The organism is Acinetobacter sp. MYb10 (assembly GCF_002980175.2).
In the GTDB taxonomy this organism is placed as follows: Bacteria; Pseudomonadota; Gammaproteobacteria; order Pseudomonadales; family Moraxellaceae; genus Acinetobacter; species Acinetobacter guillouiae.
Genome location: NZ_CP058272.1, coordinates 1,009,636 through 1,029,595, shown reverse-complemented (window position 1 = coordinate 1,029,595; position 19,960 = coordinate 1,009,636). Strand labels below are relative to the sequence as shown.

Genomic DNA, 19,960 nt, shown 5'->3' with positions numbered 1-19,960 from the left:
GACTATTTTGCTATACGTAGCTTTACGAAGGTGAGTTTATGGCAGCACTAAAAGAGCCTGTGAAAATCTTTATAGTTCAGTCTCTTGCTTGCTTTGAAACCCCTTTACAAGTAGTCGAAGCTGTAAAGCAAGATTTTAATATTGAGATAACCCGGCAACAGGTTGCAGTTTACGACCCGACAAAAGTGGCTGGACGTAACCTAAGCAAAAAATTAAAAGAGTTGTTTGAGCGTACACGCAAGGACTTCCGAGAAAATATTGAAGATATAGCGATTGCAAACAAAGCATTTCGCCTTAACGAACTTCAAAAAATGTACAACGAGTCAGGTAAAAACAAGCGATTAAAACAAAATCTGCTTAAACAAGCCTTTCAAGAAACAGATGGGCGTGTGACTCGACAAGAGGTCACAGGTGCAAATGGTGGGGCAATTAAAACTGAGACTGAACAGAAAACTCAACCAATCTTAAGCCCTGAAGAACTTGCAGAAATGACCCCGCAAGAACTTTCACGTTTAGCGATTACAGGTAAGTTATGACTTATGCACTGGATGAAATTGCACCCTTAATCAAGACATGGACAATCAATACACGTTTGCCTGATGTGATAGGGGAAATGAGCCGCCGTTATTATTATAAAGCGGTGACAGAGCAAAACGAATTAAGCAAACAGGCAGAACTTTACAAATGCCGAACAGATCCAGTGCATTGGTTTAACCATTGGATCTGGACTTATGATCCTCGTGGTATGTCATACGGCTTGCCTGCAAATCTTCCTTTTGTATTACGTCCAAAACAGGTTGAACTTGTAGATTGGTTGCTTGAACGTGAAAACACCCAAACACACGGCTTGATTGAAAAATCACGTGATGAGGGAATGTCTTATGTAGTTCTAGGATTTTTCTTGCATCGTTGGCTATTTGTTGAGGGTTTTGCTGGCGGTGTAGGAAGCCGTAAGGAAGAGTTGGTTGATAAAAAGGGTGACCCTAAAACGCTGTTTCATAAAATCCGAGATATGTTCAGTAAAATGCCTGATTGGATGAAGCCTAAGGGCTTTGTTGAAAAAGTACATGACAATTACATGCGTATCATCAATCCTGATAATGGAGCAACCATCACAGGTGAGGCGGGTGACAACATTGGCCGTGGTGGACGTACCACGATGTACTTTCTTGATGAATGGGCGTTTGTAGAGCGTCAAGAAGCGGTAGATGCGGCAATATCGCAAAATACCAACGTTCATATCAAAGGATCAACACCCAATGGTATTGGTGATAGATTTCATCAAGATCGCTTCAGTGGTCGATATTCAGTCTTTACAATGCCGTGGCGTGAAAATCCTGATAAGAATTGGACGGTCTTTTACAACGGCAAAGAGATCCATCCATGGTATGAAAAGCAACTGGCCACATTGGATGATGTTGTATTAGCTCAAGAGGTCGATATTAACTATGCAGCTTCTGTTGAAGGTGTATTAATTCCATCTGCATGGGTTCAGCTTTCTATTGATGCACATCTCAAACTAGGGATTGAGCCGACTGGCGATCGTATTGGCGGGTTGGATGTTGCAGATGAGGGCAAGGATAAAAACTCTTTAGTGTGCCGTCATGGTGTTGTGATGGACTATCTAGACACATGGAGTGGTAAGGGCGACGATATATTCGGAACTACTCAAAGAGCAATGGACATAAGCATAGAAAGGTCTATTGATACGCTTTTCTATGATGCTGATGGTTTAGGAGCTGGATGCCGTGGAGATTCGCGCGTCATTAACGAGCAACAGCGTGAAAAGGGATTGCCTGAAGTTGATGTACAACCGTTTAGAGGTTCAGGCGCTGTACATGATCCAGATGGGCAGATGGTAGAAAGTCGTTTAAATAAGGATTTCTTTGCCAACCTCAAAGCCCAATCGTGGTGGTCTTTACGTTTGAGATTTCAAGAAACCTTTAGAGCACTCGAGGGGCGTGAATATGATCCCGATATGATCATTTCTCTATCCAGTAAAGACATAGATCCAAAAGAGTTGGCATTACTTACCACTGAATTATCACAGCCGACTTATACAAAAAATGGCGTGGGCAAGATCTTAGTCAATAAGCAACCAGACGGCACAGCATCACCCAACAGGGCTGATGGAGTCATGATCTGTTTTAATCCGCAAGTTTCATTCCTTAGCGTTTGGGGCAAGCTTTAATTCGAGAAAGATATGGGATTACTTAAATTTACTGCGGATAGTTTTCAAAACTTCGCGGCTCGGGTTGGCTTGGGTGCTGGAAGTCAACACGATCAATCAACCTACAGCGCAAATTACTTAAGTCGCAATCGATTGCTAGTTGAATCAATGTATCGATCGTCTTGGGTGGTCGGTCAAGTTGTTGATGTTGTAGCTGATGATATGACACGAGAAGGCATTAACATGCGAGGCTTGCAGTCTCCAGAAGATGCAGAGGAAATTAATCAGGAATTAGACCGCTTACAGGTCTGGGATAAACTTAATAAAACAATTAAGTGGTCTCGACTTTATGGCGGTGCAATTGCCGTCATGATGATTGATGGTCAAAATGTCTCGACACCATTAAATATTAATACTGTAGCTAAAGATCAATTCAAAGGCTTAATAGTATTAGATCGTTGGATGGTGGTGCCGAGCTTAGAAGATCTTGTAACAGAGTATGGCCCTTATTATGGAATGCCTAAGTATTACGATGTAATCACCGACTCAGTGGGGTTGTGTAATCAAAAAATTCACTATTCACGTGTAATACGTATGGATGGAGTAGAACTCCCATATTGGCAAGCAATTGCTGAAAATTTATGGGGACAATCAGTTATTGAGCGCTTAGAGGATCGTTTAACAATTTTTGATAGTGCAACTTTAGGTGCTGGCCAGTTGGTCTATAAGGCGCATTTACGCACATATAAGGTTAAAGGCTTGCGTGAGATCATCGCAAAGGGTGGACGACTTTATGATGCTTTAGTTAAGCAGATTCAACAGATTCGGCAGTGGCAATCTAATGAAGGCATGACCTTGATGGATGCCGAAGATACATTCGAAACACATCAATATAGTTTTACTGGCTTAGATAATTTGTTGATGCAGTTTGGACAACAAATTGCTGGTGCAACTGGTATCCCTTTGGTTCGTTTGTTTGGTCAATCCCCCGCAGGTTTTAGTGCAACAGGTGAAAGTGACTTATCTAACTATTACGATAATATTAATCAACAGCAAGAAGGCCGGATGCGTACGCCGTTGCAAACGCTTCTAGCTGTTGTGTCATTGTCTAAATTAGGTAAAGCCTTACCTGATTCATTTAAATTTGATTTTGCTTCTCTGTGGCAGATTGATGAAAAGGTTAAAGCTGAAGTGGCCAACACGGTCGCTCAAGCGGTTACTACTGTTGAAGAAAGCGGATTAATCAGCCGTAAAACCGCTTTGAAAGAATTGCGCCAATCTTCAGAAGTGACTGGAATTTTTTCTCATATCACAGATGAAGAAATAGAAGCTGCAGACGATGACCCACCACCGCCTAAGGGTGAATATGATGAAGAATCAAATCAACCGACTGACACCCAATCGGGCAAGAAAGATGGAGATTCGGTACAGTCAGCAGCTTAGAAAAATTGCGGGTTATATTGATACGATCGTTAAAGGCTTTAACGTAAATGATCCAAGATCACATGCTCTTATTGTTTCTGCCTTAAACGAGTATGCAAATACTTTAGATTTTTGGGCAAAAAATGCTGCAGGTAGAATTATTACAGATGTAGCTTTACGTGATGAGAAAACTTGGTTGATTTATGCACAAGATTTATCGCGAGGTGTCAGAGATCAAATTCGCAATACTGATATTGGTGCGGTGTACCAACAATTAATTAATGAGCAAATCCGCTTAATTAAATCCTTGCCACTCGATGCAGCACAAAGAATAAGTGATTTGTCTACACGTGCCTTGATTGAGGGTAGCCGAGCCAGTGAAACATCTAGCCTGATTATGGCCACTGGCCATGTGACCAAGTCACGGGCAAATACTATTGCACGTACGGAAGTAAGCAGAGCACAAAGTATATTTACACAAGCTCGGGCAGAAAATTTGGGATCTGAGGGGTACATTTGGCGCGATTCGGATGATGAGGATGTACGTAAAAGGCATGCTTGGTTGAATGGGAAATTCATTTACTGGAATGAGCCCCCAATTGTTGATGTTAAGTCTGGTCGAAGAGCGCATGCGGGCTGTGATATTAATTGCCGATGTTATCCTGAACCAGTGATACCAAATGATTATTAATTGAGATCAAATAAAAAGTTTTATTAATGTGTTTTAAGAGGAAAAAATATGTGGACTAGACATGAATTAATCGAAATACGTGAGCGAGCTGAATTGGAGGCTTTAAAAGAAAATAATGAAAAATGGCGACATGCCTGTTTAAATTTGGCTGTCGCCGCAGATCGTTTAGAAGCAATTACTATTCGAGTTGAAAATGGCGATGAAGTAGTTAAACTTCAACATCCCAACGAGGAGTAAACTTATTGTTTGTTTCTTCTACAGAGATAATATTGGATACGTGAAAGTTTCTAATTCCGCCACGTTCAATATCGTAACAGAAAAATTTTTCTGTTCCTCCTTTAATTCGATAGCTATAAGGCTCGGCTTCTCTTGTTTCTGTCGGCCCACCATCTTCTTTTGCTGTGATAATAATTGTGTGCAAATTACGGCCAGCAGAAGAAATAATATCTTTTATGCTCATTTTTCTCTCCATTCAATTTTAATATTGAAAGTTTTTGAATTAAAGTTATTAAAATTAGCTAGTTTTATTTGTGATGAAGTAAAACTAACCACATGTAATTAAGCATATTAATTGTAAAAAAACCACCAATATGGTGGTTTTTTATTGCCTATTTAATGGTGAAGCATGTTTAAGCCAAAAAAGACAAAAGACCAAAAGACAGTTGATCGCTCAAACTTTTACACGACTGGTCAGATTGGTCGCACACGGGAAACTACACCTGAAGGTTATTTACTTTGCCGTGATGTTCCAATTGCGCGTATCGGTAAGCTGATGTATGGCGATGGTGAGGTTCCAGTTACAGCGGACAAGTCAGGCTTGATTATCATTGAGCGTGATGAGGATGTGCTTTTTGATCCACGTACTATCGCAAGCTTTGAGGGGAAGCCTGTAACTGATGATCATCCTAATGATTGGGTGAATCCTGAGAACTGGAAAGATTTATCTAAAGGCTCTGCGAACAATGTCCGCCGTGGAGATGATATTGATTCTGATTGTTTGGTTGCAGATCTACTTATTACTGATAAAGAAACAATTGATGCGGTAATGGCTGGAAAGGTTGAAATTTCATTAGGTTATGATGCTGATTATACTGAAATTAGTGTCGGTAAAGGGTTTCAAACTAATATTTTTGGAAATCACATCGCCTTGGTTCCTAAAGGGCGCTGTGGGTCACGTTGTAAAATTGGAGATAGCTTTATGGCTAAGAAGAAAATTAGTTTTGCTGATCGTATCCGCAATCTAGTTAAAACAAAGGATGCTGACGAGGCTGAGAAATTAGCCAAAGCAGTTGAAGATGAAGCGCCTGATATAAAAACTGAGGATGAAGATCCTGAGGATGAATCTGGTACTCAAACCGGTGATGCTGAAGTCAATTGCGAAATTCTTAAAACCCTTAAAACAATGGATGCGCGTCTAGTTGCTTTGGAGAAGAAAAAAACCAAAGACTCTGATGATCCTGAAAAGAAAACAGAGGATGACGACAATTCAGATGATGATCCAGAAAAAACTAAAGATGATATTTTAAAAGCTGAAGAAGCGGCTAAATTATCAGAACAAGGCGTTCAAAATCATACTGGTGACTCGTTAAAACAAGTACTATCACGCGCTGAAATATTGGTACCAGGCATTAAGTTGCCCACTATGGATAGTGCGAATAATGGCAAGGCTGTATTAAATGCTAAACGATCAGCCTTAAAACAAGCCTATACAACCACGGATGGTCAAAAAGCTATATCACCATTTATTGGTGGCAATTCAGATTTTGATGCAATGTCAGTTGCAACGATTGATGCTGCATTCATTGGTGCATCTGAGTTAATGAAACAGCAAAATAATTTAGCTGGTGTTCGTTCAGGTATTTCTACCCGTGACTTTGGTCGAGCGCCAGCATCGCCTGCAGATATTAACGCTCGTAACCGCGAATTTTGGAATAAAGGAAAATAAGCATGAGTAATGCATTTTTATATCGTATGCCGTCAGGCATTCCGGGTGATGTGAGCCGAAAATCACATTCAACAATTGAAGCGCATCTTGCGGTTGGTAGTTTTGGTGCGTTCGGTGTATTTGGAAAATTAACGGCAGATGGAATTGTTCCTTTAGCTGCTGCAGATACTGATGTTTACGGCTTAATTGTTCGCTCATACCCAACACAGTCAGCCTTAAACGGCATGGGTGCTGCAATTCCCCATTCAGGAATTATCCAAGATGTATTGCGCCGTGGTTATATGACTGTCAAATGTAATGTAGGAAATGCCAAAAAAGCAGGTGCAGTATTTGTTCGTGTTGCTGCTGGTACCGAACTTAAACCTATTGGCGGTATTGAAGCAGTTGCGGATGCCACAAATACAATTGAATTGAAAAACGCCATGTTCATGCACGATGCAGATGCGCAAGGCAATGTAGAAATCTCATTTAATATCTAAAGCTTAGTTGATGTAAAACAGGACGCTATAAGCGTCTATTTTTATGTCTGGAGAAAATAAAAATATGAGTAAATTACTCTTAGCCACTACCATGGCGCAGGCAGTAGCAATGGGCAATCCTATTCGTGCACGTACACGTGACAATGGTATGGGAATGCGCACCTTTGATGCTCAAACAGTGGATAGTACTGGTGCTTTCTTACTGGGTGAATTAGAGCGTCTCGATCAAACCATGCACGATCCATTGGTGAGCGTAACATGGGGGCGTGATGTTGACTTGCGCTCTGATGTGTCGATTGCTGATGAAACCTCATCCTTTACCAACTCTACTTTTGCAGCTGCAGGTGGTGCTTCACCGAACGGTAAATCATGGGTAGGTAAGAATACCGATGCTATCGCTGGTATTGCATTGGATATTGGTAAAACCGCGCAACCATTGACTTTATGGGCAATGCAAGTTGGTTGGACCATCCCAGAGCTTGAGTCAGCACGAGCAGTCGGTCGTCCTGTAGATTCTCAAAAATTGTCAGGATTACAGCTCAAGCATCAAATGGATATTGACGAGCAAGTCTATATCGGGGATGAAATTTTAGGTGTTGAGGGATTGCTCAACTCTTCAAAAGTTGGTGCTACCAATGTTAATAAAAACTGGAAGACCGCTACTCCACAAGAAATCTTAGACGATGTGAATTTAATTCTAAACAATGCTTGGATTGCTTCAGGTTTTGCCGTTTGTCCAGATAAATTACTGATTCCACCGACTCAATTTAGTTATTTAGTTAATCGGATTGTAAGTGAAGCAGGCAACATTTCAATTCTCACATTCTTAAAGCTCAATAGTTTGTCTAATACTGTTAATGGTCGCGAGTTGGATATTCAGCCATCCAAGTGGTGTGTTGGGCGAGGAGTGGGTGGTACTGATCGCATGGCGACCTACACACAATCTGAAAACCGTGTTCGATTCCCTCTAGTACCGTTGCAACGTACACCGATTGAATATCGTGATTTACGTCAATTGACCACTTATTTTGGTCGTTTGGGTGCCATCGAGTGGGTTTATCCTGAAACCGCTTACTATGCTGATGGGCTATAAGGAGTTGTTATGTCTAAGTTAGTTCAGATCCTTTTGTCAAAGCAGCTCACTGTAAACCTTGGTCGTGATGACCAAGGGGAAGCAAAAACTATAGTACTGCAACCCGGCTTGCAAGAAGTTGAGCAAGATATTGCAGAACATTGGTTTGTTAAGGCACATGCGCAGGAAATCACACTGAGTGATGCACTCTCAAGCGAGCTACAGGTTGCGCTTGATGCTGCAAATGCTGCAATTGAATCATTAACAGCACAATCCACTGCAGCGGACGCAATGATCGATGAATTAGAAAAGGCGAGTAAAGCCAAGGATAAAGAAATTGCAGATTTAAAAGTGCAATTAACTAAGGCTCAACAATCCACTGCAGCGGACGCAAAAGGTAAATAATCATGATTACTGAATCATCCTTTCGTGAATCTATGCCGATGTTTGCCGATGTGAATGAATATCCATCCTTTCAGTTCAATTTCTACTTGAACCTTGGAAAAAAGCTATTGCCTGTTTCACGTTGGGGTGATCCTAATGATCCTGATGGTTTGATTGATTATGGTCTGACTCTTTTTATCGCTCACTATCTCACGCTTTACAAGCGTGGGATGGATGCTTCAAGTATTGGCGGTGATGCAGGAAAAGTCATAGGCAATGAAACGTCCAAATCAGTAGATAGTGTATCTAAATCAATGGATGTATCAGGTGTATTAATCACAGATGCAGGGCATTGGAATATGACGACCTTTGGTATTCAGTTCTATGAGCTCATGATGATGGCTGGTGCAGGTGGAATTCAACTATGAGTGTAACTTCAACAGGAAACGGATTACTCGATATTCTCAATGCTGTATCTGAGTTATCGAAAACTGATGTTTTGGTGGGTGTACCACATGGTGAGGCCAGAACAGATGGAGACGGTATGACCAATGCAGCTATTGGTTATTTACTCGAAACTGGTTCCCCAGCTATGAACTTACCCCCACGACCGCATTTAGTACCTGGTATTGAAGAGGTTCAAGATGTTATCGCTGAAAAGCTAACATGGGCTGTTGATGCTGCATTAACTGGTAACACCAAGCGCATGTATTTCTATCTTGAATTTGCGGGCATGAAAGCCACCATGAATGTTAAACGATTTATTAATGCGGGTGATTTTGCCCCATTAGCGCCGTTGACAATCAAAGGCCGTAAAGCTCGAGGGCGAAAGTCTGAAAAGCCATTAGTAGATACAGCTCAATACCGTAATTCACATACTTATGTTGTGATGCGCGGAGAGGAGGAAATTAAACGTGCCTAATCTTGATGTATCAGACGTTCTTCAAGATCCTGACTTTACGACAAAGGACCTTATTTGTAAGCGGATCGAAGTTGAAGTTGGAGAGAATGGGCGACCGATTAAAACTGAAAACAGTTTTAAATTTAGTGGCGTGGTGACAACCAATAGCGGTCAAAACATGGATCGTCGAGAAGATGGCACACTGATTAAAGGCGCAATAAATATTCACACCAAAACCCCATTAATAGCGGGCAGTAAAGATCATCAAGCCGATGAGATTACATGGAAAGGTAAAACTTACTATGTTGTTCAGGTGTTTGACAATTTGCATTATGGGCGTGGATTCAATAAAGCAATCTGTGACTTAAAACCTTTGGGGTAAAAATGGGCGACTCTGCAACAGGTGGTTATATTCCACCAAGCGGAACAGTCGCCTATGACCGTGAATTAGAAGATATTTTTCAAGCATTCATTGTAGGGGTTACATCTCTACAAGGTCAGTTCGTGCGCCCTCGCTGGCAAGAAGATCCACCACCTATGCCCGCCGTTGGCGTGGATTGGTGTGGTTTTGCAGTAAAGGCGCTCAACTCAGATGATGGTCCTATGTTTGAACAACATGACGAGGATATGGATTCTATACGCCACGAAACCTTAAAACTGCTTTTATCCTTTTATGGCCAACGTGGTCAGGCATTTGCAAATATCTTTAAAGATGGTCTAGGCATTCCGCAAAACATTGCTCAATTACACGAGTACAAAATCAAATATGTTGGTTGTGATGAAATTATCACCGCACCCGACTTCCTAAACCAACAATATGTGCATCGTTATGACTTGGTCGCTACTTTTAGACGTAAGACCAAACGGACGTATGCGGTCAAAACATTCAAAAGTTTTCAAATTAAAACTCATCGAAATTAGGAGTCTTAAATGACATTACCTGTTTCTAATGTCGTCAATGTCAGCATTAGTCTTGCTGCATTAGCGGCAGGGCCTCGTTCGTTTGGCTCTTTACTGATTCTAGGTTCAACTAGTGGTGTGATCGATAATATTGAGCGTATGCGCCAATATTCAAGCATCAAAGAGGTTGGCCAAGACTATGGCGTTGATGATCCAGAATATAAAGCGGCATTGACGTACTTTGGCCAATCACCAAAGCCTCGAACTTTATATATTGGCTATTGGCACAAAGATGGACAAACACCTGAAACTATTCAAGCTGCAATTACAGCATGTTTAGATTCACTAAAATGGTACGGTTTGGTTGTGGCATCTGACTTAACCGATGAGCAAGTTTTATCTGTTGCCTCTCTGATTGAAGCGGCTGATCCTGTACGCGTGTTTGGTTATACGACTCAGGTAGATGATTCAACAAGCGCAACAAGCAAAACCGATATTGCTTACAAACTTTCAAATGCGAAGTACCGCCGTACCTTCTGTATTTTTTCAAGCACCAATGCTTATGCTGCAGCTTCAGTTTTTGGTCGTGCATTTAGCGTGAATTTTAACGGTACTAATACCACCATTACTCTTAAGTTTAAGCAATTGCCGGGCATTCCACCTGAAGATTTAAAAATCTCAGAAGCGAATGCATTGACGGCTAAAAACTGTAATGTTTTTGCAGGTTATGACAATGACACAGCCATTCTACAAGAGGGTGTAATGTGTGATGGAACATTCATTGATGAAATCCACGGCTTAGATTGGCTTAAAAATCATTTAGAAAATTCGCTTTGGAATCTGTACTACACCAACACAACCAAAATTCCCCAAACTGCTGCAGGCGTAAATCGTCAGTGTGGTGTACTTGAGCGCGCATGCGAGCAGGGAATGAATAATGGTTTGATGGGTGAGGGGCAATGGAATGGTGATAGCTTTGGGGCCTTAAACACTGGTGATTATCTACCAAAAGGCTTTTATGTATTTGCCAATAGCTTAGATGATCAAGCTCAGTCGGAACGTGAAGCACGTAAAGCCCCAGTATTTCAAATTGCGGCAAAGTTGGCAGGTGCAACACACTCTGCCGATGTTCTAGTCGCAGTAAATCGCTAAGGAGTCATTATGAGTACGTATAGCTTTATGGATACCCAGTGCTCTTTAACGAGCGCTGACGGTGTCATCGATCTTGGGTATGGTGCAGGTATTGCAGAGGAAGGTATTACATTTGCAATGGCTGGCGATAAAAACACCATGACGATTGGTGCAGATGGTGAGGGTATGCATTCTTTGCATGCTGATAATTCAGGTCAGGTCACGGTTCGCCTACTTAAAACATCTTCGGCAAATGCCAAGCTGATGAACATTTATAACGCTCAGAAAGGCGTTACACGTAAATGGGGCAAAAATACCATCACTTTGAATCATTCAGGTTCAGGTGATAACCACACTGCGTCCAAATGTGCATTTAAGAAAGTCCCTGATTATACCAATGCAAAGACAGGGGCAATGGTTGAGTGGGTTTTTGATTCAATCAAAGTCGATATGAAATACGGCACCTATGAATAAGGTTTAATTATCAATGAATGAACTCATCACAATTGGTGAGCATGATTACACGATCGGGCGCTTAAATGCGCTCGATCAATTTCATGTATCACGAAAAATCGCACCGATCGTTCCTACACTTATGCCAATCATTTCTGAGGTGGCCAAAGCGGATCTTGATGCCATTATCGATTCTATCAAGGAAGGTAATAATGATGACCTTGATGATTTAGAGCCTTTAGCTCAAGCCTTAGAGCCATTAATGGATGCATTCTCCAAAATGCCTGAAGAGGATGTAAATTACATCATTCACAAATGCTTATCTGTTGTGAAACGTGGTTCATCGGTCGTGTGTCGTGGTCAATCGATTATGTTTGATGATCTCGACATGGTGCAGATCCTCCCGCTTGTTGTTGCTGTGATTCGTGTCAGTCTGGGAAATTTTATTCAAGGACTGCTTATGAAGGCATCGACCATTCAGGAACAGTCCACATAGATTTTAAAAGCCTTCCAGATAAAGAAGATTGGCTCTTACGTCCTGTAATAAAAGGCATGTGCAAGTTTGAATCTTTAAAAAATGGCAAGGTTGATTTGGCAGATATTGCATTGATGAATGATGCTCTTGATGTTGTTGCTGACAATGAATATTTGATCATTGAAGAGCGTGAAAAAGAAAAGTAAATAATTAGGTGGTTTCATGGCTGAAGAAGGTGTAATTCGCAACTTCATGGTTGCATTAGGTTTTAAAACTGATAATACCGGTTTAGGTCAAATGCAGGATGCAATGGGGCGTGTAGAGCTTAAATCAGCTTCGCTTAAAGTTGCCCTTTTGACTTTGGCCACTGGCGCGGTGATTGCAGTGCGGCAAACTGCAAGCGAGCTAGATAAGCTTTATTTTTCTTCACAGCGCATAGGTGCAAGTGCAACCAACATTACTGCATTTGGTAATGCCATAAGCCAAATGGGTGGTAATGCTGAAAGCGCCATCGGCACATTAGAATCATTAGCTGAAAAAATGCGTAATTCACCCGGTTATGAGGGAATGATCAACAGCCTTGGCGTGAATACACAACAAGCTAATGGTGAGATGCGTGATCGTGTCGATGTAATGAAAGATCTAAGTGGTGTGCTTGCTCAAATGCCAGCATATCAGGCTAATGCTTATGCCAATTCATTAGGTATTGATCAAAATACTTTATTGGCCATGCGTGATGGTAAATTTGTATCGAACATGGAGAAATACCAAAAGATACAAGAACAGCTTGGCATGAATGATGATTTGACCAAATCAGGCAATGATTTCATGACTGAATACCGTGACCTGACTATGGTAACCAAGACAGGTTTTCAGGTCATTGTAATGCAAGCGGGTAAGGCTTTAATTCCAATTCTGCGTTTGCTTAATCAGTTAATACAAGCGGGGATTTCAGCATTTAGCCAGTTAAATCCCGAAATTAAGCAGATGCTTGGTGTAGGTTTACGCTTTGGCATGTTGGCCTTAGTTTTTGGTGGATTCATCAAAACGTTTGGGATGATCTTTAAATTTATTCCAATGATCAAAAGCTTTATTGGCGTATTAAAACTATTCCGTTTGGCTTTTCTTGCATCCCCGATAGGGATCATTTTAGCTTTAGCTGCAGCATTAGCCTTACTCTATGATGACTATAAAACTTGGCGTGATGGTGGCAAGTCTTTATTTGATTGGTCTAAATGGACAAATGGCATTGATACCATTATCAATAAGATCAAAGACTTTTTAGATTTGCTCGATAAGATCAAAGATAAAGTTATTAACTTTGTTCAAAAGATTATTTCAGATCCAGTCAGTGCTGTTCAGGAAGTTGTCGAAACCACAAAAGATGTTTTATCTAATGTAGGCAATGAGCTGGCTAATCCCACTCCAGATGAAAATGGGGAAGTTTCTGCCCCACGTGATGCTATTGCTAATGGGATGGATGCAGGTTTTGGATTAGTTGATAAAGGGTTGGCTTTTTTTGGTGATAAAGATGCTCAAACTCGGGTAGATCAACGTGAACGTGGTGAAATCGGTTATCAATCACAACCAAAGATCGAAACGCCTAAGAGTGCTAAAGATTTAGCTAAATTTGCCGAAAATGCACAACAGCCAAATAAACCGCAAACTATAAAACCTAATAGTTCTGCAGCTTCACAACCTACCATCCCTCAGACTGTTAAACCCACTAATATTGAACAACCACTGAATAAAGATAAATCATCTTTTATTGATGGCTTACAAGGCAATATTCAAAAAGGAATTAATGCTGTAGTGGGTGTGGCTACCTTGGCACAGAATGTGATTAAGGACTCTACAAGTGTTAGTCAAACTGAATTTAGTAATAATACTCTGCACCTATCAAAACAAGATATTGAGGACTTAATTAAAGTAACTTCTACTGAAGTTGTTCCATCACTTAAAGGTGATGCATTTACAAAACAAACTCAGGGAGTAGTGGACACAATCTTAAATCGTGTGGCTTCAGGGAAATGGGGGGAATCAGTTCGTGATGTAGCAAATGCCAAAAGACAGTTTACCAAAATCACAGGACCTGAGTCATATAAAACCAAAACAGGTAAAGTTATTAAGCTCAATCCTTATGGCTCTGTACAAAATATGCCTTTAAAAGATATTAATTTGAAGGTGAAAGAAGAGGTACTGAGCTATTTAGGAAAAAGGGCTAATGGTCAAAAATCTAGCATTGGTGGGCATCTAAATTATGCTAATCCTTATGTGTCAGATAAGAAAAATAGAAAGGCTTGGGTTGATGAATTTTATAAAAAATCGGTAGAGGATAATTTAGTTTTTGGTTCTGGAAAAAATGTTCATGGACATGGAACAACTAATGACTTGAAAAAGTTTATACCTAAGCCTTTTAATATTTCATTAAATCAACCAGTATCCAAAACAAATTATATTAATGATCGCAAAAACTTATTTTCAGGTATTACATTTCAAAACATTGCAGCACCTGTTAGAAATCCTGAGAAATCTCATATCAATAGTGTTAATTCAAAAATGTCTACGTCAAATGTGACAATTCATCAAGAATTTAAAACGGATATGACTATCAACGGAGCTAAAGAACCTATTGAGTCTGCTAACGCCATTAAACGTCAGCAAGAAAACTCAATGGCTGTCATGGCTAGAAATGCGAAGAGTGTTATTGCTTAATCAATTTGATTGTTAATAAATTCAATACGTTGTTGTATAAGATCTGCTTGGCAAGCTAATGAGTATGCTGTAGATGCAGGGCTGTGATCAGTGTTTACAGCAATGAAATCCCCACACTGGATATCTTTGTAACTATCCCAAGCATTTTGAGATTTTTTTAATTCTACTTTAGCTTGTGTCTGTTTGTATAATTTTGAATATGAAGATTGCATTTCTTTATTAAGGTCTTTTAAATCATCTGACAAGCACTTTTGAACTTCAAAAGATGTTTTAGGATCATCACAATTTGCCCAAGCCCCGCCACTGAATAAGATTGTAAGTAGGAGAAGTTTTTTCATTTCAAAGACTCAATGTATTTTTGATCATAATATTATGAGAAATTAAAACGATAAACACATTCAGTCAAATAATTTCAACGAACCAAGCTTTTGAGCTTGGTTTTTTTATAGGTGAAATATGTCAATTAACTCAATCTTAAATACTGCTTTAGGTACTGTTGCGGCATCACCTTTAACTGAAATAGCTGGTTCACTTTTGCTTGCAGGCCGTGGACGTACAATCATGGGGCTTTTCGCTGACGTAACTATCGAAGAAAAGCATAAAGATGAATTAGTGATTACTGAGCATCCGACAGAGGTTGGATCTCCTATGGCTGATCATGCTTATAAAGAGCCGCCTGAGGTAATAATTAAAGTTGGTTGGTCAGAAAGTGCAGGCAAGTTAAATGGATTAGTAGGTGATTCGCTTTTATCTGAAACCACTGGCCTTGTTGCTGTATATGAAACATTGCAACAGCTTCAAAACTTAAAGCAACTTTTGGTAATATCTACAGGTAAACGTCTGTATTCAAACATGCTGATTAAATCTCTTGGATGTACAACAGACTTACAAACTGAAAATGTCTTAATGATTGAAATGACATTGAAAAAAGTGTTTTTAGTTCAATCATCTGAAACAATTGTTTTACTTGATAACCAAGCTAATCCAGCAAGTACTGCAGGCGTTTCTAATGGTGGAACAGTACAGGCTACACCAGAAAATGAATCAGTTTTGAGCAAGATTGCTACTGGTATTTTTGGGAGTTAATTATGGGCATATACAAAATCCCTTTAGGTATAGGAAATCAAAAGTTCGCTGTTCAACTCAATAAAATCACCTATAAATTGCAACTCATTTTTCGCTTAGATTGCTGGTATCTGGATGTGATGGACGGTTCAGAAAACCCGATTATTTCAGGTTTAGCGATGAATCCAAATATAGACTTACTTGAACAGCATCAACATTTAATTAAAGGATCTCTAATTGTGACCAATTCAAATAAAGATGAGTCGCAAGGGTTTTATGATTTGGGTTCGAAAATCCAGTTTTATTGGAGTGATCCGTCATGACATTACTATGGGATCGTAAGTGTAAATTGACTGTGCAAATTAATAATGGTCAACCTGAAGCGTTGGATTTATCCGACTTCAAAATCGTATTTCACATTGGACAAGCGACCACTTCAACACCGAAAGCTGCGGAATTTTATATTTACAATCTAAGTGAATCTACAATGAATCGCTTGGCTGGAATGAACAATGAACGTATTGAAACTACTTTAATTTTTGAAAGTGGTTATATGCTTGGCCCTTTAGAAATCGTTTTTAAAGGTCGGGTTTTTCAATATCGCCGTGGACGAGATAATCCTACTGATACTTGGCTATGTATTCTCGCCCAAAGCGGTGACAGATTAAAAAATGCTGCCTTAGTGAATCAATGCGTACCTGCAGGTACCACGATTGATGACACGGGCAAAATTTTAATTGCTGAGGCAAACAAACAAGGAATTGAAAATGGTGATTTAGTGGATCTTCGCCAACAACAATATCCACGTGGCCGTGTATTTTTTGGATCGTTAGAACAGAATTTACGTCAGTTCTATGAAGAAAATAACATGCTTATAGACTTCTCAGATGACACATTAAGCATTGCACCAGTGGTTGGATATACACCAGTACCTGTTCAAGTGCTTACGCCTACTACAGGGATGGTAGGGATGCCACAATTAACAAGTGAGGGGCTTAAGGTTTCTTGCTTGTTGAATCCTAAAATGAAGTGGGGCGGACGCGTTCAAGTCGACATGACCAATCTACAAACTGAGGGGTACGATATTTCCTATGGTGGCCAAGAAGTAGATCAAGCCCAAAAGGATCCTAGAATGGCCACCAATGCAGGTGGCCTTTTTCTTATTAGATCAGTTGAGCATCACGGAGATACGCGGGGCACTGAGTGGTACACGGATTTAGTTTGTATTGGTATAGATGCAATCGTACCTAAAACAGGGATTACCATTGAGGCGGTTGATGATAATTATCGGCCATCTGACACTGCAGGGGGATAGCCAATGGCTTTAAGTTTTAATGAGCTTTCACCCGATCAATTAACAATTATGCAAGATGCCATTAAAGCAGAATTAGCAAACTTCTGGACGGCCTTGCCTTGCGAAATTGATAGTTATGACTCTGAAGCTGTAACGGTAAATGTTCAGCCTTTGATTAAGATCCCAGTAATGAGCACCAGTGGTGATATTGAAACGGTTGAATTACCCGTTATTCAAGATGTGCCGGTGATGTTTCCGTGTGCTGGTGGCTTTACGATCACACACCCTATTAAGAAAGGTGATGAGTGCTTAGTTTCCTTTGCAGATCGTAATATAGATTTGTGGTGGCAGTCTGGAGGGATTCAAAATCCCTTTGATATGCGAAAACATGATTTATCAGATGGATTCGCTTTTTTTAGGCCACAATCCCAAACAAAAAAAATCAATGATATTTCTACAGATAATCTAGAGATCCGTAATGATGAGAACAGTTGCAAGATTCAAATCACACCAGGTGGAGAAATTCATTTTATCGGTTCAAAGGCAATTTTTCATTGTGATGTGGAAATGAAAAAAACTTTGACTGTAACGGGCATTATCAAATCACTTGCAGATGTTGTGGCCAAGACAGTGAGTTTAATAAGCCACATTACAACAGGGGTTAAATCAGGCACTGATAATTCAGGACCACCAAAACAATAGATACATCAAAATGAGGGGCGCGAAAGCGTCTTTTTTTATGCGTTATAGAAAACAAGATGAACAGGGTGATTACAGCTTTGGGTCTGGTCTAAATAACTTTCATATTGATAGTGCAGAGGCTGTTGCTCAGGCAATTGAAACAAGGCTCAAGCTATGGATTGGTGAGTGGTTTGCTGATACGTCAGATGGCACAGGTTGGTCTCAAGCAATTCTCGGAAAACAGTCTAAGAATTTATATGAACTCACATTACGCCAGCGAGTACTAGAAACCTTTGGAGTAACGAGTATTGAGTCTTTCCAAAGTTCACTTGATTCAGATACTCGCAGTTTAACAGTATCGATGACTGTGAATACTATTTATGGCCAAACTACAGTAACAGGGGCTTATGATTAATGGCAATTACAACAGTTGCACCAATCATTAATGAAAATGGGATTAGTGCACCCACGTATGATCTAATACTTGCTTACTTCAAACAGCAATATAAAAACATTTATGGGAATGATGTTTACTTAGAAAATGACAGCTTAGATGGTCAGTTTTTAGGAGTAGTATCTTTAGCCATTGCAGATGTGAATGCAGCATGTGTAAAAACATATAATTCATTTAGCCCAAAAACCGCTGATACTGAAGCTTTAACACGTAATGTCAAAATTAATGGCATTTCTCGCGCATTAGCAACGTACTCGACCGTTGATGTGACAATCACCGGTACTTCAGGAACGCTAATACGTGCGGGTGTAGTAGCGGACACCAATAACAACAAATGGATCTTGCCATTAAATATTACGATCCCGCAATCAGGATCTATTGTCGTTTCTGCTACAGCAGAAAATGCGGGTGCAGTTCTAGCTACAGCGAATGCCATTAAAATTATTTTGAATCCAACTCGAGGCTGGCAAAGCGTAAATAATCAGAACTCATCGTCGATTGGCCAAGATGCAGAAACCAATGCCAAGTTACGTCAAAGACAGGCTTTATCTGTCGCAATACCATCTCGATCCTTACCTGATGGTTTACGAGGGGCAATCCTAGATTTGCCTAATGTCACGCGCTGTAAATTTTTTGAAAATAAAAAAACAGTAGCTGATGCCAATGGATTACCGCCTAAATCGATTTGTGTCATTGCTTATGGTGGTGACTCACAAGCAATCGGAAAACTGATCCACAAATATAAATCCATGGGATGTGATTTATATGGAAATACCAATGTGATTGTCGTCAATGTTTATGGTGATGCAGAAACAATAGAGCTGTATAGACCAGATGTTATAAACATCAGTTTTAAGATCCAAATCACAACGAATGATTCATACAGTGCTGATACTGAAGAATCAATTAAAAAGCTACTTGCTGAATATGTAAACGCATTAGACATAGGCGATAAGATTACGCAAAACAAGCTTATTGGTGCAGCCAATCTATATGGATCTGAGCAGAGCCAGACTTATGAAGTTTCCTCAATAATTATTGTGGCCAACAATGTCGAATATTCTACAGATTATATTTTACCGTTTGGCTGCGTTGCTTTTTGTGATCCTTCATCGATCAAAATCGAGGTGACCAGTGGATGAAAAAAAGATTGGTGATTATAAAAAATTGATTACTAGTCAACATCGTTTAAAACCTAAATATATTGCAATGATTGAAGCAGTCAATTCCCCGTTAGTTGACTGCTTTAATTTTTTGAATAATTTACACAGCCACTATGATGTTGATACCGCAACAGATCCTTATCTAGAAACTTTAGCCCGTTGGACGGGAACACCCTTAATTATCCCCGGTGCAGCACAGCTTGAATATTTTGGTTTTATCGATCAAGAAAATGCACTGACATTTGGCGAAACAGATAACCCCGATGTGGGGGGATTCTTCCGTGAGTCTGGTCAATCAGGTACTGGTGGATTGATCCCCAAAGGGCAATTTTTAAGAAATTTGATTAAGGCCAAAATTCTAAAAAATACGAGTACTGGAAATATAAACCAGACCAAAGAAATTTTTAAATTAGTTCTTAATCACGAAAAATTCAAAGTGATTGACAACAAAGATATGTCAGTAACTTTCAAGTTTTTAACTCGAGAGTCTTACTCGGACAAAATTCTCGTTCAACTCTTTTTCCCATTGCCTGCGGGTGTATCACTTATTATTGAGAGCATGTAA

General features: G+C 40.0%; 27 protein-coding genes. 25 read left to right on the top strand and 2 right to left on the bottom strand.

What is annotated here, in order from left to right:
* Positions 1–38: 38 nt before the first annotated feature.
* From CQZ96_RS04945 to CQZ96_RS04925, 5 genes are read left to right on the top strand one after another with little or no spacing between them, the layout of a single operon-like run.
* Positions 39–536 (top strand): DUF2280 domain-containing protein, encoded by a 498-nt coding sequence (locus CQZ96_RS04945; RefSeq protein WP_105712896.1) that lies wholly within the window; start codon positions 39–41, stop codon positions 534–536.
* Positions 533–2,191 (top strand): terminase, encoded by a 1,659-nt coding sequence (locus CQZ96_RS04940; RefSeq protein ID WP_105712895.1) that lies wholly within the window; start codon positions 533–535, stop codon positions 2,189–2,191. Before CQZ96_RS04945 ends, CQZ96_RS04940 begins: the two co-directional genes overlap by 4 nt.
* A 12-nt stretch (positions 2,192–2,203) precedes the next feature.
* Positions 2,204–3,613 carry a DUF1073 domain-containing protein gene (locus CQZ96_RS04935; protein WP_105712894.1) on the top strand — a complete coding sequence of 470 codons (1,410 nt, stop codon included), beginning with the start codon at positions 2,204–2,206 and terminating at the stop codon, positions 3,611–3,613.
* The gene (locus CQZ96_RS04930; RefSeq protein WP_105712893.1) at positions 3,585–4,283 is read left to right on the top strand and encodes a phage minor head protein; all 699 of its coding nucleotides are present in this window, start codon (positions 3,585–3,587) and stop codon (positions 4,281–4,283) included. Before CQZ96_RS04935 ends, CQZ96_RS04930 begins: the two co-directional genes overlap by 29 nt.
* A gap of 48 nt (positions 4,284–4,331) precedes the next feature.
* Positions 4,332–4,520, top strand: coding sequence for a hypothetical protein (locus CQZ96_RS04925; RefSeq protein ID WP_105712892.1), 189 nt, complete (start codon positions 4,332–4,334; stop codon positions 4,518–4,520).
* Here the strand turns inward: CQZ96_RS04925 and CQZ96_RS04920 are convergent.
* Positions 4,492–4,743 (bottom strand): WYL domain-containing protein, encoded by a 252-nt coding sequence (locus CQZ96_RS04920; RefSeq protein ID WP_105712891.1) that lies wholly within the window; start codon positions 4,741–4,743, stop codon positions 4,492–4,494. The two genes, CQZ96_RS04925 and CQZ96_RS04920, sit on opposite strands and share 29 nt — an antisense overlap.
* Before the next feature lie 165 nt (positions 4,744–4,908).
* Between CQZ96_RS04920 and CQZ96_RS04915 the strand changes: the two genes are divergently transcribed.
* The 13 genes from CQZ96_RS04915 (at position 4,909) to CQZ96_RS04860 (ending at position 14,738) form a co-directional block, all read left to right on the top strand.
* Positions 4,909–6,228 (top strand): DUF2213 domain-containing protein, encoded by a 1,320-nt coding sequence (locus tag CQZ96_RS04915; RefSeq protein ID WP_105712890.1) that lies wholly within the window; start codon positions 4,909–4,911, stop codon positions 6,226–6,228.
* A 2-nt stretch (positions 6,229–6,230) separates the two neighbouring features.
* Entirely contained in the window at positions 6,231–6,707 is a 477-nt protein-coding gene (locus CQZ96_RS04910; protein WP_105712889.1) for a structural cement protein Gp24, read from the top strand.
* Positions 6,708–6,771: 64 nt separating this feature from the next.
* The gene (locus CQZ96_RS04905; protein WP_105712888.1) at positions 6,772–7,800 is read left to right on the top strand and encodes a DUF2184 domain-containing protein; all 1,029 of its coding nucleotides are present in this window, start codon (positions 6,772–6,774) and stop codon (positions 7,798–7,800) included.
* A 9-nt stretch (positions 7,801–7,809) separates the two neighbouring features.
* Entirely contained in the window at positions 7,810–8,184 is a 375-nt protein-coding gene (locus CQZ96_RS04900) for an STY1053 family phage-associated protein (RefSeq protein ID WP_105712887.1), read from the top strand.
* A gap of 2 nt (positions 8,185–8,186) precedes the next feature.
* Entirely contained in the window at positions 8,187–8,591 is a 405-nt protein-coding gene (locus tag CQZ96_RS04895; protein ID WP_105712886.1) for a DUF4054 domain-containing protein, read from the top strand.
* Positions 8,588–9,085, top strand: a complete 498-nt coding sequence (locus CQZ96_RS04890) for a hypothetical protein (RefSeq protein ID WP_105712885.1) — start codon at positions 8,588–8,590, stop codon at positions 9,083–9,085. The genes CQZ96_RS04895 and CQZ96_RS04890 overlap by 4 nt, the downstream gene beginning before the upstream one ends.
* A complete protein-coding gene (locus tag CQZ96_RS04885) occupies positions 9,078–9,446 on the top strand; it encodes a hypothetical protein (protein WP_105712884.1) in 369 nt (122 codons plus the stop codon). Before CQZ96_RS04890 ends, CQZ96_RS04885 begins: the two co-directional genes overlap by 8 nt.
* A gap of 2 nt (positions 9,447–9,448) precedes the next feature.
* Positions 9,449–9,985 carry a hypothetical protein gene (locus tag CQZ96_RS04880; RefSeq protein WP_105712883.1) on the top strand — a complete coding sequence of 179 codons (537 nt, stop codon included), beginning with the start codon at positions 9,449–9,451 and terminating at the stop codon, positions 9,983–9,985.
* Between the two features lie 9 nt (positions 9,986–9,994).
* Positions 9,995–11,116, top strand: a complete 1,122-nt coding sequence (locus CQZ96_RS04875; protein WP_105712882.1) for a DUF3383 family protein — start codon at positions 9,995–9,997, stop codon at positions 11,114–11,116.
* A gap of 9 nt (positions 11,117–11,125) precedes the next feature.
* Positions 11,126–11,569: a phage structural protein gene (locus CQZ96_RS04870; RefSeq protein WP_105712881.1), complete on the top strand. Its 444-nt coding sequence runs from the start codon at positions 11,126–11,128 to the stop codon at positions 11,567–11,569.
* A 13-nt stretch (positions 11,570–11,582) separates the two neighbouring features.
* Positions 11,583–12,044: a phage tail assembly chaperone gene (locus CQZ96_RS04865; RefSeq protein WP_105712880.1), complete on the top strand. Its 462-nt coding sequence runs from the start codon at positions 11,583–11,585 to the stop codon at positions 12,042–12,044.
* Between the two features lie 56 nt (positions 12,045–12,100).
* On the top strand, positions 12,101–12,229 hold the full coding sequence (locus CQZ96_RS21785) for a DUF6889 family protein (protein WP_265596885.1): 129 nt from the start codon (positions 12,101–12,103) through the stop codon (positions 12,227–12,229).
* A gap of 16 nt (positions 12,230–12,245) precedes the next feature.
* Entirely contained in the window at positions 12,246–14,738 is a 2,493-nt protein-coding gene (locus CQZ96_RS04860; RefSeq protein WP_105712879.1) for a cell wall hydrolase, read from the top strand.
* Here CQZ96_RS04860 and CQZ96_RS04855 read toward each other — a convergent pair.
* Entirely contained in the window at positions 14,735–15,076 is a 342-nt protein-coding gene (locus CQZ96_RS04855) for a lysozyme inhibitor LprI family protein (protein WP_105712878.1), read from the bottom strand. The two genes, CQZ96_RS04860 and CQZ96_RS04855, sit on opposite strands and share 4 nt — an antisense overlap.
* A gap of 118 nt (positions 15,077–15,194) precedes the next feature.
* On the opposite strand from CQZ96_RS04855, the gene CQZ96_RS04850 reads away from it, so the two are divergent.
* The 7 genes from CQZ96_RS04850 to CQZ96_RS04820 are packed head-to-tail and all read left to right on the top strand — an operon-like array spanning position 15,195 to position 19,960.
* Positions 15,195–15,824, top strand: a complete 630-nt coding sequence (locus CQZ96_RS04850) for a phage baseplate protein (protein ID WP_105712877.1) — start codon at positions 15,195–15,197, stop codon at positions 15,822–15,824.
* 2 nt (positions 15,825–15,826) lie between these two features.
* Entirely contained in the window at positions 15,827–16,126 is a 300-nt protein-coding gene (locus CQZ96_RS04845) for a phage baseplate plug family protein (protein WP_105712876.1), read from the top strand.
* The gene (locus CQZ96_RS04840) at positions 16,123–17,118 is read left to right on the top strand and encodes a baseplate hub protein (protein ID WP_105712875.1); all 996 of its coding nucleotides are present in this window, start codon (positions 16,123–16,125) and stop codon (positions 17,116–17,118) included. Before CQZ96_RS04845 ends, CQZ96_RS04840 begins: the two co-directional genes overlap by 4 nt.
* A gap of 3 nt (positions 17,119–17,121) precedes the next feature.
* On the top strand, positions 17,122–17,799 hold the full coding sequence (locus CQZ96_RS04835) for a Gp138 family membrane-puncturing spike protein (protein WP_105712874.1): 678 nt from the start codon (positions 17,122–17,124) through the stop codon (positions 17,797–17,799).
* Positions 17,800–17,836: 37 nt separating this feature from the next.
* On the top strand, positions 17,837–18,193 hold the full coding sequence (locus CQZ96_RS04830) for a hypothetical protein (RefSeq protein WP_105712873.1): 357 nt from the start codon (positions 17,837–17,839) through the stop codon (positions 18,191–18,193).
* Positions 18,193–19,374 (top strand): baseplate J/gp47 family protein, encoded by a 1,182-nt coding sequence (locus CQZ96_RS04825; RefSeq protein ID WP_105712872.1) that lies wholly within the window; start codon positions 18,193–18,195, stop codon positions 19,372–19,374. Before CQZ96_RS04830 ends, CQZ96_RS04825 begins: the two co-directional genes overlap by 1 nt.
* The gene (locus CQZ96_RS04820; protein ID WP_105712871.1) at positions 19,367–19,960 is read left to right on the top strand and encodes a DUF2612 domain-containing protein; all 594 of its coding nucleotides are present in this window, start codon (positions 19,367–19,369) and stop codon (positions 19,958–19,960) included. The genes CQZ96_RS04825 and CQZ96_RS04820 overlap by 8 nt, the downstream gene beginning before the upstream one ends.

Bases quoted from the DNA above. Each gene is read 5' to 3' on its own strand.
- CQZ96_RS04945 (WP_105712896.1), top strand. From the start codon at position 39: ATGGCAGCACTAAAAGAGCCTGTGAAAATCTTTATAGTTCAGTCTCTT.
- CQZ96_RS21785 (WP_265596885.1), top strand. From the start codon at position 12,101: ATGTGCAAGTTTGAATCTTTAAAAAATGGCAAGGTTGATTTGGCAGAT.
- CQZ96_RS04890 (WP_105712885.1), top strand. From the start codon at position 8,588: ATGAGTGTAACTTCAACAGGAAACGGATTACTCGATATTCTCAATGCT.
- CQZ96_RS04910 (WP_105712889.1), top strand. From the start codon at position 6,231: ATGAGTAATGCATTTTTATATCGTATGCCGTCAGGCATTCCGGGTGAT.
- CQZ96_RS04915 (WP_105712890.1), top strand. From the start codon at position 4,909: ATGTTTAAGCCAAAAAAGACAAAAGACCAAAAGACAGTTGATCGCTCA.
- CQZ96_RS04905 (WP_105712888.1), top strand. From the start codon at position 6,772: ATGAGTAAATTACTCTTAGCCACTACCATGGCGCAGGCAGTAGCAATG.
- CQZ96_RS04830 (WP_105712873.1), top strand. From the start codon at position 17,837: ATGCGTTATAGAAAACAAGATGAACAGGGTGATTACAGCTTTGGGTCT.
- CQZ96_RS04845 (WP_105712876.1), top strand. From the start codon at position 15,827: ATGGGCATATACAAAATCCCTTTAGGTATAGGAAATCAAAAGTTCGCT.
- CQZ96_RS04855 (WP_105712878.1), bottom strand. From the start codon at position 15,076: ATGAAAAAACTTCTCCTACTTACAATCTTATTCAGTGGCGGGGCTTGG.
- CQZ96_RS04835 (WP_105712874.1), top strand. From the start codon at position 17,122: ATGGCTTTAAGTTTTAATGAGCTTTCACCCGATCAATTAACAATTATG.
- CQZ96_RS04865 (WP_105712880.1), top strand. From the start codon at position 11,583: ATGAATGAACTCATCACAATTGGTGAGCATGATTACACGATCGGGCGC.
- CQZ96_RS04870 (WP_105712881.1), top strand. From the start codon at position 11,126: ATGAGTACGTATAGCTTTATGGATACCCAGTGCTCTTTAACGAGCGCT.
- CQZ96_RS04895 (WP_105712886.1), top strand. From the start codon at position 8,187: ATGATTACTGAATCATCCTTTCGTGAATCTATGCCGATGTTTGCCGAT.
- CQZ96_RS04925 (WP_105712892.1), top strand. From the start codon at position 4,332: ATGTGGACTAGACATGAATTAATCGAAATACGTGAGCGAGCTGAATTG.
- CQZ96_RS04880 (WP_105712883.1), top strand. From the start codon at position 9,449: ATGGGCGACTCTGCAACAGGTGGTTATATTCCACCAAGCGGAACAGTC.
- CQZ96_RS04860 (WP_105712879.1), top strand. From the start codon at position 12,246: ATGGCTGAAGAAGGTGTAATTCGCAACTTCATGGTTGCATTAGGTTTT.
- CQZ96_RS04930 (WP_105712893.1), top strand. From the start codon at position 3,585: ATGGAGATTCGGTACAGTCAGCAGCTTAGAAAAATTGCGGGTTATATT.
- CQZ96_RS04850 (WP_105712877.1), top strand. From the start codon at position 15,195: ATGTCAATTAACTCAATCTTAAATACTGCTTTAGGTACTGTTGCGGCA.
- CQZ96_RS04875 (WP_105712882.1), top strand. From the start codon at position 9,995: ATGACATTACCTGTTTCTAATGTCGTCAATGTCAGCATTAGTCTTGCT.
- CQZ96_RS04900 (WP_105712887.1), top strand. From the start codon at position 7,810: ATGTCTAAGTTAGTTCAGATCCTTTTGTCAAAGCAGCTCACTGTAAAC.
- CQZ96_RS04825 (WP_105712872.1), top strand. From the start codon at position 18,193: ATGGCAATTACAACAGTTGCACCAATCATTAATGAAAATGGGATTAGT.
- CQZ96_RS04840 (WP_105712875.1), top strand. From the start codon at position 16,123: ATGACATTACTATGGGATCGTAAGTGTAAATTGACTGTGCAAATTAAT.
- CQZ96_RS04935 (WP_105712894.1), top strand. From the start codon at position 2,204: ATGGGATTACTTAAATTTACTGCGGATAGTTTTCAAAACTTCGCGGCT.
- CQZ96_RS04940 (WP_105712895.1), top strand. From the start codon at position 533: ATGACTTATGCACTGGATGAAATTGCACCCTTAATCAAGACATGGACA.
- CQZ96_RS04920 (WP_105712891.1), bottom strand. From the start codon at position 4,743: ATGAGCATAAAAGATATTATTTCTTCTGCTGGCCGTAATTTGCACACA.